Genomic DNA, 14,935 nt, shown 5'->3' with positions numbered 1-14,935 from the left:
ATTGAAAACATCAGACTTCATCATACAAAGGAATATCCATGTACTCTCCATTCCGCATTTTCTTATTAGCAACTTTGACCTCCGTCTTGTTTGTTTCTACGCCAATTTCAGCCAAAGAAACACGACATCATGTTGCACAAACGACAGTTCAGAAGACAATAAAAGCCGATGGTAGCTCTATCGAAAGGGCAATTGTCATCATTGAAAATGATACTATGAGTGGCATTGCCGCCGAATACTCCTGGATTGAAGAACACATGCCTGAATATCGTGTAGTCGGACAAGCTCTGTTAAAGAAAAATGACAGCGTCTATGACCGTATTGATGTTCAAAATGAAGCTGGTGACATCCGTTCCATTTACTTCGATATCAAAAGCTTCTTCGGCATGAGAAACGGCAAGCCTCTTTAAGACCGAAGGCCGTCTGAAAATCACGCAAACACACACTACTCAGGAGAAAACCCATGAAAGGCATCATCCTTGCCGGCGGCAGCGGCACACGCCTCTACCCCATCACGCGCGGCGTGTCCAAACAGCTTCTGCCCGTGTACGACAAACCCATGATTTACTATCCCCTGTCCGTATTGATGTTGACAGGAATACGCGAAATCTTGGTCATCACCACTCCCGAAGACAATCCCTCTTTCAGACGACTGCTCGGTGACGGCAGCGATTTCGGCATCTCCATCAGCTATGCCGAGCAGCCCAGCCCCGACGGCTTGGCGCAAGCATTCATCATCGGCGAAGAATTTATCGGCAACGACAACGTCTGCTTGGTCTTGGGCGACAATATTTTCTATGGTCAGTCGTTCACCCAAACCCTGAAGCAAGTCGCTTCTAAAAAACACGGTGCCACCGTGTTCGGCTACCAAGTCAAAGACCCCGAACGTTTCGGCGTCGTTGAATTTGACGAAAACTTCAACGCCTTATCCATCGAAGAAAAACCGAAACAGCCCAAATCCGACTGGGCGGTAACAGGCTTATATTTCTACGACAACCGCGTCGTCGAGTTTGCCAAACAAGTCAAACCCTCCGCACGCGGCGAACTCGAAATCAGCTCTCTCAACCAAATGTATATTGACGACGGTTCATTGTCCGTCCAGCTTTTGGGACGCGGCTTTGCATGGTTGGACACCGGTACGCACGAAAGCCTGCACGAAGCCGCCTCATTCGTCCAAACCGTGCAAAACATCCAAGACCTGCAAGTTGCCTGCCTCGAAGAAATCGCTTGGCGCAACGGCTGGCTTTCAGACGAGCGTTTGGAAGAACTCGCCCGCCCGATGGCGAAAAACCAATACGGTCAATATCTGCTGCACCTGTTGAAAAAATGAAAAAAGGTCGTCTGAAATCGTAAGGGACAATCATGTACCAACTGATTTCAGACGACCTTTACCACGACATCAAAAAGCCAAGCCGGAACACGCGGGATACCGTATCCCTCCCGTGTATTCCGGCTCGGCTTTTCCATAACAATTTATATCATTCAGTCATGCAGTGCAGCCGCGTGCAAGGTATTTTCCAAAAGCGTCGCAATCGTCATCGGGCCAACGCCACCGGGAACAGGGGTAATCATGCCAGCCCGTTCTTTTGCCACATCAAACTCCACATCACCGCACAAACTGCCATCTTCCAAACGGTTAATACCGACATCAATCACAACCGCACCGGGCTTAATCCAACTGCCTTTAACAAAATTCGGGATACCCACGCCAACGACCAAAATATCCGCCGCAGCCACTTCATCAGCAAGATTCTGCGTCGCGCTGTGGCATACCGTTACCGTCGCGCGTGCCAACAATAGTTCCAAAGCCTGAGGTCTGCCTACAATATTTGAAGCGCCGACAACAACCGCTTTTTTCCCTTTTGAATCGACCCCGTATTCTTCCAAAAGCGTCATTACGCCTTTGGGCGTACATGGTCGCATCAGCGGCATTTTCACCACCAGCCGTCCTATATTGTAAGGATGGAAGCCGTCCACATCCTTATGTGGAACAATATTTTCCAGAACGGCCTGACTGTTGATATGTGCCGGCAACGGAAGCTGCACCAAAATACCGTCCACAGCATCATCCTCATTTAATCGCCCGACCAAATCCAACAACTCTTCTTGGGAAGTCGATTCAGACAGCTCATAAGACAAAGAACGGATACCGCATTTTTCGCAAGCCAGCTTTTTATTGCGGACATATACCGCACTGGCAGGATCATTACCCACCAAAATGACCGCCAAACAAGGTTCGCGCAAACCATCTTCCTGACGCTTTACCACCGCTTCGGCAACTTTTGCCAGTCTTTTGACCGACACCTCTTTACCGTTGATTAATTGTGCAGCCATAAACCTTCCTTCCCAATCAAAATGAACAATATCGGCGATTATCGCATTTTTAAACCGGTTTGACACACCCCGTAAAACCACATTCCTGCACATTCAAACTCATATTCTCATTCTATTTCCTGGCATACTCATAAAAATAAATCTTAATAAAAAATAAAAAGATAGGACAAGAAATAAAAACAAACTTAAAAATACAGTTGACCTTTTACAAACCTATCTGTATAGTTTCACTCTTCAAGTCGGGGCGTAGCGCAGCCCGGTTAGCGCATCTGCTTTGGGAGCAGAGGGTCGTGAGTTCGAATCCCACCGCCCCGACCAATAATGCTTTAGCACGAATCGGCATGAGCGCCCGTAGCTCAACCGGATAGAGCACCGACCTTCTAAGTCGGGGGTTACAGGTTCGATTCCTGTCGGGCGTGCCAAAATTTTAGTTTTACGGTGGCTGTAGCTCAGTTGGTAGAGCCCTGGATTGTGATTCCAGTTGTCGTGGGTTCGAGCCCCATCAGCCACCCCAAAATAAAAGACCTGCATAAAATATGCAGGTCTTTTACTTTTTATATTGTTCCATTATCTATACCCCCATTTTTCTTTCAAATATATAAAGTTCAAACCAAAAAGCCCAAGCTGCCGTTCCCGCTTGTACGGGAAATAACAACATGGGCTTTTCCATTTCAATCCTAAATGCAGACCGATATTCCGGCCTGCTTTAATCATCTATATCAGATTAGCGGTTTTTCAAAAACCGTGTATAAACCGCCAAAATGATTACGGCGAAAATGGTTGAGGCAATCCATCCGGCAGGTTCACCCACGTGATACCAACCTAATTTTTGCCCCACAAATCCTGCCAACGCCGACCCGCCAATACCCAACAGAGTCGTCATAATGAATCCGAAATTTTCCTTACCCGGATGCAGGAATTTTGCCAAAGCACCAACGATGAAACCGATAATAATCGTAACGATCCATCCCATAGTATTACCTCCGTGTGATATGTAAGTTGTTTTAATTGGCTCTTCTTAGAAAAGCCTTTGTATAATACAGAACAGTTTGACCGACCGTCTTACCTTTCCCACTTGTTTTTCTTAAAATAAACAGACTTTAAGTACTTTTACCGTTTTGATGCAGCATATACACAAACAACCTCTTCCCAAGGTCGTCTGAAAGGAAATTCAAATGAACACGGAAAATACGCTTTGCCTGATTGTCGATATTCAGGAACGCCTGCTGCCCGCATTGCACGGCAGTGAACAAATGATCGAACATTGCCGCATCCTGCTGCAAGGTTTGTCGGCTCTAAACATACCGTTTGCAGCAACGGAACAATATCCAAAAGGTTTGGGTAAAACGGTTTCCGCCATATCCCTGCTTCTGCACAATACGCCGATATTCGAAAAAACCCGTTTTTCCGCCGCATCACCCGAAGTCATGGCCATTCTGAAAGAGAAACAAATCGAAAACATCATCTTAATCGGTGCGGAAGCGCACATCTGTATGCTTCAGACGACCTTGGACTTGCTCAAGCACAATATCCGCGTCCACATCCCTTACGAATGTACCACCTCCAGAAACCCGCTTAACAAAGACAATGCCTTGCAGCAGATGCTTACTGCCGGAGCCGCCGTATCCAACGTTGAGAGTCTATTATTCAACCTGATGGGTGATGCGAAACATCCTGCCTTTAAAACCATTTCCAAACTCATCCAATAGCCGGCAGGTCGTCTGAAAATGGAATACACGATTACTCCGGCAAAAACAGAAGACCTGCCCGACATTGTCGAAATCTACAACAGTACGATTGAAGCGCGCCAATCCACCGCCGATTTATCGCCCGTCAGCATCGAAACCCGTAAGCCTTGGTTTGAATCACATTCCGGCAAACGCCCGCTTTATGTCTTGAAAAACCATAGCGGCGAATTGCTGGCATGGGGCAGCTTCAGCGATTATTATCCGCGCCACGCGTTTCACATCAGCGCGGAAATCAGTATTTATGTCCGACACAATATGCGCGGGGTCGGCGTGGGTAAAATCCTGCTACGCAATATGCTGGAGCGTGCGCCCTCCTTGGGTATTAAAAACGTTTTGGCCGTGATTTTCGGACACAACCACCCCAGCCTGCATCTTTTCCACTCGTTCGGTTTTCAAGAATGGGGCAGATTGCCCGCAGTGTGCGATTTGGAAACATTTGAAGCGGATGTGGTCATCTTGGGCAAACAGATAACGTAATCCTCCCCAAAGAACCTAACCTGAAAGATCATGCGTATCAGTAAAAAGGTCGTCTGAAATCTACTTTCAGACGACCTTTCGTTTTATTTGACGAACTTCAATACCTTGCCCGACTTGGCAGGCCCGCTGTCAGTCGGCTTATCTGCCGCCGGCTCCTGCTGCGACTCATTACCGGAAGCATCCGCTTCGTAAGGCTCGACTTCGAACCCCATCCCCTCCCCGCTTTCGCGGGAGAAGATGCTGATAACATGGCCGACGGGAATCCAAATATCGTGCGCCACCCCGCCGAAACGGGCGGAAAAGCTGATCCAATCGTTATCGATATTCAGATTATGGCTGGCGGTCGGGCCAATATTCAGTACGATTTCATTGTCGCGGACATATTGCATGGGTACGCGGGTATGTTCGTTAACCCAAACGACCAGATGCGGCGTTTGGCCATTGTCCGTACACCATTCATATAAGGCACGAAGCAGATAGGGTTTGGTCGAAGTCGTCATGGTATCTCCTTTCGGAAGCTTATCGGCGCATGGCTTTCTCGGCGGGCGTCAGCGCTTCGATGAAGGCCTCGCGTTGGAAAATGCGCTCGGCGTATTTCAACAAAGGTGCGGCGGATTTGCCGAGTTTGATGTCGTAATGATCAAGCCGCCACAACAAGGGAGACAGCGCTACGTCAATCATAGAAAAATCTTCGCCGAGGATGTATTTGCTCTTCGCAAAAGCAGGAGCCAGCATTGTCAGCCCGTTACCGATGGCTTCGCGCGCTTTAGCCTGTTCTTTGTTGGTCGCGTTGGGGTTTTCCAAAACATGAACGTAGTTGAACAATTCTTTTTCCATGCGGAACAACACCAAACGCCCGCGTCCGCGCATCACGGGATCGCCGGGCATCAGTTGCGGATGCGGGAAACGTTCGTCGATATATTCATTGATGATGTTGGACTCGTGCAAGATGAGGTCGCGTTCAACCAAAACAGGTACTTGATTGTACGGATTCATGACGGCAAGGTCTTCGGGTTTGTTGAAAATATCGACATCTTTGATTTCAAAATCCATGCCTTTTTCGTACAACACGAAACGGCAGCGATGGCTGAACGGGCAGGTAATGCCTGAATATAAGGTCATCATGGTAATTGGGCTCCTGTATCCGGTTTCAGACGGCCTGCGTCTGATACGACCGTTAAACAAATTAATCGCAGAATTATACGCGATTGCATACAACAATTCTAGAAAAACAGGATAATATATTGTTTTAAATTATATTTTTCGACTTCTCTATCTTAAGTCATACAACGTAATATCGCCACATATCGTAAACAAAGAGGTCGTCTGAAAACCCGAAATCCGGTTTTCAGACGACCTCTTTCCATTCGAACAAGGGAACCATTTGCCTGAAACACATTTATGTTTTGCGCTATTTCAGACGACCTCTCCCCTTTTCTGTTTGCCGATTAAATACCGCGCAGCAATTCGTTCACGCTGGTTTTGGCGCGGGTTTGTGCGTCCACGCGTTTGACGATGACGGCGCAGTAAAGGCTGTGGCTGCCGTCTTTGGAAGGCATGCTGCCGGACACGACAACCGAGCCTGCCGGTACGCGGCCTTGGTAGATTTCGCCGGTGGTGCGGTCGAGGATTTTGGTGGATTGTCCGATGAACACGCCCATGGAAATCACGCTGCCTTCTTCGACAATCACGCCTTCGACGATTTCGGAACGCGCGCCGATGAAACAGTTGTCTTCAATGATGGTCGGGCTGGCTTGCAGGGGTTCGAGTACGCCGCCGATGCCGACGCCGCCGCTCAAGTGGACGTTTTTACCGATTTGGGCGCAAGAACCGACGGTCGCCCAAGTATCGACCATCGCGCCTTCGTCAACGTATGCGCCGATGTTGACATAAGACGGCATCAAAACGACGTTTTTAGCAACAAAGCTGCCGCGGCGCGCAACGGCACCGGGTACGGCGCGGAAACCGGCAGCGCGGAATTCGTCTTCAGACCAGTCGGCAAACTTGGTCGGCACTTTGTCGAAGTATTTGTTCACGCCGTCGTTGAGGACTTCGTTGTCTTGGATGCGGAAGGAAAGCAGGACGGCTTTTTTCGCCCATTCGTTGACTTTCCACTCGCCTATGCCCAAGCGTTCGGCGACGCGCAATTTGCCTGAATCGAGTTGGCGGATGGTTTCCAACACGGCTTCTTTGACTTCGGGGGTAACGGTGGTCGGGGTGATGTCCGCGCGGTTTTCAAAGGCGGTTTCGATGATGTTTTGCAAAGACATGGGGATTCCTTTTGAAGAGGGTAAAAGGTCGTCTGAAAAATTCGGATGACCCGCAAACAGGCGGTATTTTGCCATGTAAACGCTTTGCCGTCAGCTTTTGCAAAGGTCGTCTGAAAGGTGTTTTGCTGTTTCAGATGACCTCCAAGATTGCTATGATATAGTGCCTTGACTTTAAACCGGTACGGCATTACCTCGCCCTGTCCTGATTTAAAGTTAATCCACTCTACCATTCCCGCCATCTTTCCAAACGGAATCCGAAATGTCCGACAACCGCCTCGACACCGCCCGCCGCCATTCCCTCTTCCTTGCCCGCCAGCTCGACAACGGCAAACTCAAGCCCGAAATCTTCCTGCCCATGCTGGACAAGGTTTTGACTGAAGCAGATTTCCAAGCCTTTGCCGACTGGGACAAAATCCGCGCGGAAGAAAACGAGGAAGAATTGGCGCGGCAGTTGCGCGAGTTGCGCCGTTATGTGGTGTCGCAGATTATCGTGCGCGATATAAACCGCATCAGCGATTTGAACGAAGTAACCCGCACGATTACGCTGTTTGCCGATTTTGCCGTCAATACCGCGCTGGATTTCGCCTACGCCTATTATCGGGACATGTACGGCACGCCGATCGGACGTTATACCAAATCGCCGCAACATTTGAGCGTGGTGGCGATGGGCAAGGCGGGCGGCTATGAGTTGAACGTGTCTTCCGACATCGATTTGATTTTCGTCTATCCCGAATCGGGCGACACCGACGGCAGGCGCGAACGCGGTAATCAGGAATTTTTCACCAAAGTCGGGCAGAAACTGATTGCGCTGCTGAACGACATCACCGCCGACGGACAGGTGTTCCGCGTTGATATGCGGCTGCGGCCGGACGGCGATTCCGGCGCGCTGGTATTGAGCGAAACTGCGCTGGAGCAATATTTGATTACGCAGGGACGCGAATGGGAACGCTACGCATGGTGCAAAGGCCGCGTGGTTACGCCATATCCGAACGACATCAAAGCGCTGGTGCGCCCTTTTGTGTTCCGAAAATATCTGGATTACAGCGCGTATGAAGCGATGCGCAACCTGCACCGCCAAATCCGCAGCGAAGTCAGTAAAAAAGGCATGGCGGACAACATCAAACTCGGCGCAGGTGGCATCCGCGAAGTCGAATTTATCGCCCAAATTTTCCAAATGATACGCGGCGGACAAATGCGCGCTCTGCAACTGAAAGGCACGCAGGAAACGCTGATGAAACTTGCCGAATTGGGCATCATGCCGTCTGAAAACGTCGAAACCCTGCTTGCCGCCTACCGCTTCCTGCGCGACGTCGAACACCGCCTGCAATACTGGGACGACCAGCAAACCCAAACCCTGCCCGCCTCGCCCGAACAGCAGCAACTGCTCGCCGAAAGCATGGGTTTCGACAGCTACGCCGCCTTTTCAGACGACCTCAACGTTCATCGTAACAAGGTCAATCAGTTGTTCAACGAAATTTTGAGCGAACCCGAAGAGCAAACACAGGACAACAGCGAATGGCAGTGGGCATGGCAGGACAAACCCGACGAAGAAGAGCGGCAAGGTCGTCTGAAAGAACACGGGTTCGATGCCGAAACCATCGTCGCAAGGCTCGACCAAATCCGGCACGGCCATAAATACCGCCACCTTTCCGCACACGCCCAGCCGCGTTTTGACGCCATTGTGCCGCTGTTGGTACAGGCGGCGGCCGAGCAAAACAACCCGACCGATACGCTGATGCGGCTGTTTGACTTCCTCGAAAACATCAGCCGCCGCTCCGCCTATCTCGCCTTCCTCAACGAACATCCGCAAACCTTGGCGCAACTGGCGCAGATTATGAGCCAAAGCTCATGGGTGGCGGCGTATCTGAGCAAATACCCGATTCTGCTGGACGAACTCATCAGCGCGCAGCTTTTGGATACCGCGTTCGACTGGCAAGCCCTCGCCACCGCCCTTTCAGACGACCTCAAAGCCTGCGGCGGCGACACCGAAGCGCAAATGGACACCCTGCGCCGCTTCCAACACGCCCAAGTCTTCCGCCTCGCCGTCCAAGACCTCGCCGGACTGTGGACCGTAGAATCCCTCTCCGACCAACTCTCCGACCTCGCCGACACCATCCTCGCCGCCGCCCTGCCGTGCGCATGGGCGGACATGCCCAAAAAACACCGCGACACCCCGCAATTCGCCGTCGTCGGCTACGGCAAACTCGGCGGCAAAGAACTCGGCTACGCCTCCGACCTCGACCTCGTCTACCTCTACGACGATCCCCATCCCGACGCAGGCGACGTGTACAGCCGCCTCGCCCGCCGCCTGACCAACTGGCTATCCGCCGCCACCGGCGCAGGCAGCCTCTACGAAACCGACCTGCGCCTGCGCCCCAACGGCGACGCCGGCTTCCTCGCCCACAGCATCGCCGCCTTCGAAAAATACCAGCGCGAAAACGCATGGACATGGGAACACCAGTCCCTCACCCGCGCCCGCTTCATCTGCGGCACACCCGAAATTCAGACGGCCTTCGACCGCATCCGCACCGAAATCCTCACCGCCGAACGCGACCAAACCGCCTTGGCAGGCGAAATCATCGAAATGCGCGAAAAAATGTTCCCCACCCATCCGCCAGTTGACAACAACGTCAAATACGCGCGCGGCGGCGTGGTCGACGTCGAATTTATCGTCCAATACCTCATCCTTGCCCATGCCCGAAAATATCCGCAACTCCTCGACAACTACGGCAACATCGCCCTCTTGAACATCGCCGCCGACTGCGGCCTCATCGACAAAACCCTCGCCGAACAAAGCCGCACCGCCTACCGCTTCTACCGCCAGCAGCAGCACAACACCAAACTGCGCGACGCGGAAAAAACCGAAGTAACCGACGAATTGCTGTCCCATTACGGCAATGTCAGGAAATTGTGGCGGGAAGTGTTCGGCGAAGAAGCAAAGCTCGGATAAAGCAGGTATTACGAAGGGGAATTAAGTCATTAACCGCATAGCGTGAGTTCCACCTACGAATCACTGCAAACCCGTAGCGTGGGCTCTGCCCACGAACCACACCCCAAATTTCAGACAACCTCTTTTACTTGCCATTTTCGTGAGCAAAGCCCACGCTACCATTCACACCGACAAAACCAAAGGTCGTCTGAAAACGCTTTTCAGACGACCTTTAGACAAATTATAGTGGATTAAATTTAAATCAGGACAAGGCGAGGCAACGCCGTACTGGTTTAAATTTAATCCACTATAGGTTGTCGAAACCGACATTGCGAATTATCCGGTTTTCGTTGGGTTTCAAATCAATCTAAGTGTAGAAACCAGTAGCATTGTTTACAGTATTTCCAGGAGAATACTGAAACATGAACATACACAAAAATACACGTCTCACCCCGCACCACCGCCAAGCCATTTGGCTGGCCTACACGCAGGGGAAGGAAAGCATCACCTCCCTGGCACGCCGCTACCAAGTCAGCCGCGTCACCATTTACCGCGCCCTTAAAGCCGCAAGAGGCAGACTGCTCAAACCCCAAACCAGTACCAACAACCGTTTCAAACAGGCTAAGTACGGAATGAAACGCCTGGCCAAGGTAGAACGCGGTATTCAGGAAAAACTCAAAAAGCAGGCCAAACGCTACAATAAATCCTACCCCGGAGAGCCGGTACATCTCGATACCAAACGGCTGCCGCTGCTCAAAGGGCAGAAAGCCACCGATAAGCGGGATTACCTGTTTGTCGCCATCGACGATTTCTCAAGGGAGCTATACGCCGCCATTTTGCCGGACAAAACTGCAGACAGTGCCGCCAAGTTTCTGACCGAACACCTGATTGATCCCTGCCCATATCTGATTGAGTGCGTTTACTCCGACAACGGTACGGAATATAAAGGCTCGGCCAACCATGCTTTTGGTGTAGCCTGTTATGAGAACGGGATTGGTCAAAAGTTTACCCGGGTTGCCCGTCCACAGACCAACGGTAAGGCGGAACGTGTTATCCGCACCCTGATGGAGATGTGGCATGAGAAACAGTTGTTTGACAGTCCTGAACACCGGCGAAAGGAGTTGTGCCGCTTTATTAATTTCTATAACACTGTGAAGCCGCACCGCAGTTTGAACGGCGATACGCCGTTTGAGGTCTTGCAGGCTTATTTTTCTCAACCTGTGGTGTAAACAACGCGATGTTTTTCTACAGATTAGGTCGTCTGAAATGTAATAAAAACGGTTTCAGATGACCTTTAGTTATACGCTTGCAGCCCTATTGGTTTTGCTTGATAAAACGTTCTTTATCATCTAGTCAGTTTTCAACGGAGCGGCAAGCGTATATTATTTTGCGTTGTTCCCACATGATTTATTTTGACAAGGAGTCTTCTCCTATGCGTACTTTGACTGTTCAAACTCCGTCTCATCAATATCCTATTTTTATCGGGTACGATCTTATCGGTCAGGCTGATAGTTTACTTGAGCCTTATTTGAATAAAACGGCCGCAATCATAACCAACGAGACTGTTGCGCCTTTATATCTGAAAAGTCTTCAAATGAGTTTGGACAGAATCGGTATCAGGCATTTCAGCATTATCTTGCCGGATGGCGAAAAATATAAAAACTGGCAGACATTGAACCTTATTTTTGACGGATTGATGGAAAACAGGGCCGAACGGAAAACCACACTAATTGCATTGGGTGGCGGGGTAATCGGCGATATGGTCGGCTTTGCCGCTGCAACGTACCAGCGAGGTGCGCCGTTTATCCAAATCCCGACAACTCTGTTGAGTCAAGTGGATTCATCAGTAGGTGGGAAGACGGGCATCAACCATCCGCTTGGAAAAAATATGATTGGTGCGTTTTACCAACCGCAGGCGGTCTTGGCTGATTTGGAAACATTGAAGACCTTGCCGCGCCGAGAATTATCGGCAGGTATGGCGGAAGTTATTAAATATGGTGCGCTTGGCGATGTTGATTTCTTTGAGTGGTTGGAACAAAATGTTGCGGATTTGATGGCGCAAAACCAAGAGAAATTGACGCAGGCGGTATATCACTGCTGCAAAATGAAAGCCGACATTGTTGTCAAAGATGAAACCGAACAAGGTATCCGCGCGTGGCTTAATCTTGGCCATACTTTCGGACACGCCATCGAGGCGGAAATGGGTTACGGAGTATGGTTGCATGGTGAGGCAGTGGCAGCGGGTTGCGTGCTGGCAGGTAGATTATCCGAAGAATTGGGTAAAATTTCCGATGCGGACACACGTCGAATCGCTGTTTTAATGGAGGCCGCAGGATTGCCGTCATTGCCGCCTAAATTCCCGTTTGAAAAATGGATTAGCCATATGAGCCATGACAAAAAGGTCAGTAGCGGCGTGATGCGTTTTATCGGGCTGAACCGTTTGGGGGAAGCCAATATTACTGAAGTTAGCGATATTGATATTTTAAAGCGGACTTTGCAGCCGTATTTGTAATGCGCATTCCAGTAAATGTGCTGTGCATATTCATTGTCGCATGAGTCAAAATAGAGAAGGTCGTCTGAAAAGTTTTCAGACGACCTTTTCATATGATTAAGGTAGGAGTGGAGTTTGTATCAAACCGAGTTTTTCATTAAAGCCGAACATGATATTCATATTCTGAACAGCTTGTCCTGCTGCCCCTTTAACTAAGTTGTCGATGACGGATAGAGCGATCCATACATTGTCAGACGAAGATTTTTGGATGCTGATACGACAAAGGTTTGCACCGCGCACGCTGCGGGTTTCTGGTGTTGAACCGGCAGGCATGATGTCCACAAAAGGACTGTCCCGATAAAATTCGTGTAAAACAGCTTCCGGATTGCAACCGTCTTCAAGATGCAGGTATAAAGTGGCGTGCATACCCCGGATCATGGGTGTCAGATGGGGAACGAAGATGAAATGTTCGGCAATTCCTGGTTGCAATGTGGCGATGGTTTGCCGAATTTCGGGCTGGTGTCGGTGTCCCGTAATGCCGTAGGCTTTAAAATTATCCCCAGCCTCGCAAAGCAGCGAGCCGGTATTAGCTTTCCGACCTGCGCCGGATAGGCCTGATTTACAGTCCGCAATCAGCGGCATATGCGGTTTCAGACGACCTTCTTTCAGCAAGGGGAGTAAAGGCAGTGAAACGCAGGTCGGATAACAGCCGGGGTTGGCAACGATTTGTGCAGACGCGATGGCATCGCGGTTTAATTCACTTAACCCGTACACCGCTTGAGGAACAATATCGGGGCTGGCGTGCTTCATTTTGTACCAATGTTCCCATGTGGAAATATCCTGTATACGAAAGTCAGCGGATAAGTCGACGATGCGGATACCTTTTTCCAAAAGACGAGGAGCATCGTTCATGGCGATTCCATTTGGGGTGGCGAAAAAGACAATATCGCATTTTTCCAAACCGGCGTGTTCGGGTGTTTGAAAGGTCAGATCGTAGATTCCCCTCAGACTGGGAAAGTAATCAGAAACTGCTTTACCTGACTCGCTGCGGCTGGTTACCGTTGTAATTTCAATATTCGGATGACTGCTGAGAAGCCGCAAAAGCTCTACGCCGGTGTAACCTGTTGCACCGACGATGCCGACTTTGATTTTCGAATTCATAAATTTCTCCAAGAGTAATTTTTAGATGTGGGCAGATTTGCCGGTATCGACTTCGTTCAAATACTGTTGTCCATTATAGAGGAACGGTGATGTATAGTGGAAACAGCCACTATGAGACCTTTGCAAAATTCCCCAAAATCCCCTAAATTCCCACCAAGACATTTAGGGGATTTCTCATGAGCACCTTCTTCCAGCAAACCGCACAAGCCATGATTGCCAAACACATCGACCGCTTCCCACTATTGAAGTTGGATCAAGTGATTGATTGGCAGCCGATCGAGCAATACCTGAATCGTCAAAAAACCCGTTACGTCCGAGACCACCGCGGCCGTCCCGCCTATCCCCTGTTGTCCATGTTCAAAGCCGTCCTGCTCGGACAATGGCACAGCCTCTCCGATCCCGAACTCGAACACAGCCTCATCATCCGCATCGATTTCAACCTGTTTTGCCGTTTCGACGAACTGAGCATCCCCGATTACAGCACCTTATGCCGCTACCGCAACTGGCTGGCGCAAGACGACACCCTGTCCGAATTGCTGGAACTGATTAACCGCCAACTGACCGAAAAAGGCCTAAAAATAGAGAAAGCATCTGCCGCCGTCATTGACGCCACCATTATTCAGACCGCCGGCAGCAAACAGCGTCAAGCCATAGAAGTCGATGAAGAAGGACAAGTCAGCGGCCAAACCACACCGAGCAAAGACAAAGATGCTCGCTGGACAAAGAAAAACGGCCTCTACAGACTCGGTTACAAACAACATACCCGTACCGATGAGGAAGGCTATATCGAGAAACTGCACATCACTCCCGCCAATACCCATGAGTGCAACCACCTGTTGCCTTTGCTGGAAGGTATAGCCAAAGATACGACCGTCTATGCCGACAAAGGCTACGACAGTGCGGAAAACCGGCAACATCTGAAAGAACATCGGTTGCTGGACGGCATTATGCGCAAAGCCCACCGCAACCGTCCGCTGACGGAAGCACAAACCAAACGCAACCGATATTTATCGAAGACCCGTTATGTGGTGGAACAAAGCTTCGGTACGCTGCACCGTAAATTCCGCTACGCCCGGGCAGCCTATTTCGGGCTGATTAAAGTGAGTGCGCAAAGCCATCTGAAGGCGATGTGTTTGAACCTGTTGAAAGCGGCCAACAGGTTAAGTGTGTCTGTTGCCGCCTAAAAGGCGGCCCGGATGCCTGATTATCAGGCATCCGGGGAGGATTAAGGGGGTATTTGGGTAAAATTAGGCGCAATTAGGGGCGAAAACAGCCGAAAACCTGTGTTTGGGTTCCGGCTGTCGGGGGAAGGGCTTTTTTGTAAAGGTCTCACACTGTGAAGCCGCACCGCAGTTTGAACGGTGATACGCCGTTTGAGGTCTTGCAGGCTTATTTTTCTCAACCTGTGGTGTAAACAATGCGACGATTTCCTACAATCTAAGCACGGCGTATCGTGTATCCGTGTGCCCCACCCTCGAATTACTATAGTGGATTAAATTTAAACCAGTACGGCGTTGCCTCGCCT

General features: G+C 50.2%; 14 protein-coding genes, 3 tRNA genes and 1 pseudogene. 12 read left to right on the top strand and 6 right to left on the bottom strand.

All coding sequences use genetic code 11. From position 1 onward, the window contains the following. The first annotated feature begins 38 nt into the window (after nucleotides 1-38). Nucleotides 39-410: an adenosylhomocysteinase gene (locus J7445_RS11865; RefSeq protein ID WP_186805554.1), complete on the top strand. Its 372-nt coding sequence runs from the start codon at nucleotides 39-41 to the stop codon at nucleotides 408-410. A gap of 53 nt (nucleotides 411-463) precedes the next feature. After that, on the top strand, nucleotides 464-1,330 hold the full coding sequence (gene rfbA, locus J7445_RS11860; protein ID WP_070654711.1) for a glucose-1-phosphate thymidylyltransferase RfbA: 867 nt from the start codon (nucleotides 464-466) through the stop codon (nucleotides 1,328-1,330). A 152-nt stretch (nucleotides 1,331-1,482) separates the two neighbouring features. Here rfbA and folD read toward each other — a convergent pair whose 3' ends face one another. Continuing rightward, nucleotides 1,483-2,334, bottom strand: a complete 852-nt coding sequence (gene folD, locus J7445_RS11855) for a bifunctional methylenetetrahydrofolate dehydrogenase/methenyltetrahydrofolate cyclohydrolase FolD (RefSeq protein WP_070654708.1) — start codon at nucleotides 2,332-2,334, stop codon at nucleotides 1,483-1,485. A gap of 240 nt (nucleotides 2,335-2,574) precedes the next feature. On the opposite strand from folD, the gene J7445_RS11850 reads away from it, so the two are divergent. The 3 genes from J7445_RS11850 to J7445_RS11840 all read left to right on the top strand — a co-directional run bounded on the left by J7445_RS11850 (nucleotide 2,575) and on the right by J7445_RS11840 (nucleotide 2,848). Beyond that, nucleotides 2,575-2,652: transfer RNA gene (locus J7445_RS11850), tRNA-Pro, on the top strand. A 27-nt stretch (nucleotides 2,653-2,679) separates the two neighbouring features. Further along, a tRNA-Arg gene (locus tag J7445_RS11845) sits at nucleotides 2,680-2,756 on the top strand. A gap of 16 nt (nucleotides 2,757-2,772) precedes the next feature. Continuing rightward, nucleotides 2,773-2,848, top strand: a tRNA-His gene (locus tag J7445_RS11840). Nucleotides 2,849-3,058: 210 nt separating this feature from the next. Here the strand turns inward: J7445_RS11840 and J7445_RS11835 are convergent. Continuing rightward, nucleotides 3,059-3,307, bottom strand: a complete 249-nt coding sequence (locus tag J7445_RS11835; RefSeq protein WP_003743713.1) for a GlsB/YeaQ/YmgE family stress response membrane protein — start codon at nucleotides 3,305-3,307, stop codon at nucleotides 3,059-3,061. A gap of 202 nt (nucleotides 3,308-3,509) precedes the next feature. Between J7445_RS11835 and J7445_RS11830 the strand changes: the two genes are divergently transcribed. After that, the gene (locus J7445_RS11830) at nucleotides 3,510-4,043 is read left to right on the top strand and encodes an isochorismatase family protein (protein WP_070654706.1); all 534 of its coding nucleotides are present in this window, start codon (nucleotides 3,510-3,512) and stop codon (nucleotides 4,041-4,043) included. Nucleotides 4,044-4,061: 18 nt separating this feature from the next. Continuing rightward, nucleotides 4,062-4,559, top strand: coding sequence for a GNAT family N-acetyltransferase (locus J7445_RS11825; protein ID WP_070654704.1), 498 nt, complete (start codon nucleotides 4,062-4,064; stop codon nucleotides 4,557-4,559). Nucleotides 4,560-4,642: 83 nt separating this feature from the next. On the opposite strand, the gene J7445_RS11820 is transcribed toward J7445_RS11825, so the two are convergent. From J7445_RS11820 to dapD, 3 genes are all read right to left on the bottom strand, one after another. Then, complete coding sequence (locus tag J7445_RS11820; RefSeq protein WP_019271652.1) at nucleotides 4,643-5,059, bottom strand: ClpXP protease specificity-enhancing factor; 417 nt, start codon at nucleotides 5,057-5,059, stop codon at nucleotides 4,643-4,645. 19 nt (nucleotides 5,060-5,078) lie between these two features. Then, a complete protein-coding gene (locus tag J7445_RS11815; RefSeq protein ID WP_070654702.1) occupies nucleotides 5,079-5,684 on the bottom strand; it encodes a glutathione S-transferase N-terminal domain-containing protein in 606 nt (201 codons plus the stop codon). 323 nt (nucleotides 5,685-6,007) lie between these two features. Continuing rightward, nucleotides 6,008-6,829, bottom strand: coding sequence for a 2,3,4,5-tetrahydropyridine-2,6-dicarboxylate N-succinyltransferase (dapD, locus tag J7445_RS11810; RefSeq protein ID WP_146736262.1), 822 nt, complete (start codon nucleotides 6,827-6,829; stop codon nucleotides 6,008-6,010). Nucleotides 6,830-7,088: 259 nt separating this feature from the next. Between dapD and glnE the strand changes: the two genes are divergently transcribed. The 3 genes from glnE (at nucleotide 7,089) to aroB (ending at nucleotide 12,270) form a co-directional block, all read left to right on the top strand. After that, nucleotides 7,089-9,779 carry a bifunctional [glutamate--ammonia ligase]-adenylyl-L-tyrosine phosphorylase/[glutamate--ammonia-ligase] adenylyltransferase gene (gene glnE, locus J7445_RS11805; protein ID WP_146736261.1) on the top strand — a complete coding sequence of 897 codons (2,691 nt, stop codon included), beginning with the start codon at nucleotides 7,089-7,091 and terminating at the stop codon, nucleotides 9,777-9,779. Between the two features lie 401 nt (nucleotides 9,780-10,180). Further along, a complete protein-coding gene (locus tag J7445_RS11800; RefSeq protein WP_209283076.1) occupies nucleotides 10,181-10,987 on the top strand; it encodes an integrase core domain-containing protein in 807 nt (268 codons plus the stop codon). 203 nt (nucleotides 10,988-11,190) lie between these two features. Continuing rightward, nucleotides 11,191-12,270 carry a 3-dehydroquinate synthase gene (gene aroB, locus J7445_RS11795; protein WP_070654885.1) on the top strand — a complete coding sequence of 360 codons (1,080 nt, stop codon included), beginning with the start codon at nucleotides 11,191-11,193 and terminating at the stop codon, nucleotides 12,268-12,270. 96 nt (nucleotides 12,271-12,366) lie between these two features. On the opposite strand, the gene argC is transcribed toward aroB, so the two are convergent. Beyond that, nucleotides 12,367-13,410: an N-acetyl-gamma-glutamyl-phosphate reductase gene (gene argC, locus J7445_RS11790; protein ID WP_019271088.1), complete on the bottom strand. Its 1,044-nt coding sequence runs from the start codon at nucleotides 13,408-13,410 to the stop codon at nucleotides 12,367-12,369. Nucleotides 13,411-13,586: 176 nt separating this feature from the next. Here argC and J7445_RS11785 point away from each other — a divergent pair, with 176 nt between their 5' ends. Both J7445_RS11785 and J7445_RS12385 read left to right on the top strand, forming a co-directional pair. Beyond that, nucleotides 13,587-14,594 (top strand): IS5 family transposase, encoded by a 1,008-nt coding sequence (locus tag J7445_RS11785; RefSeq protein WP_209283075.1) that lies wholly within the window; start codon nucleotides 13,587-13,589, stop codon nucleotides 14,592-14,594. A 146-nt stretch (nucleotides 14,595-14,740) separates the two neighbouring features. Next, nucleotides 14,741-14,824: pseudogene (locus J7445_RS12385) on the top strand (IS481 family transposase); the annotation flags it as partial. Nucleotides 14,825-14,935: the final 111 nt, after the last annotated feature.

It is taken from the genome of Neisseria sicca, from assembly GCF_017753665.1.
GTDB classification, from domain to species: domain Bacteria; phylum Pseudomonadota; class Gammaproteobacteria; order Burkholderiales; family Neisseriaceae; genus Neisseria; species Neisseria flava.
Note: the sequence above shows the minus strand (reverse complement) of the source record. Positions and strands in the feature narration are given on the sequence as shown.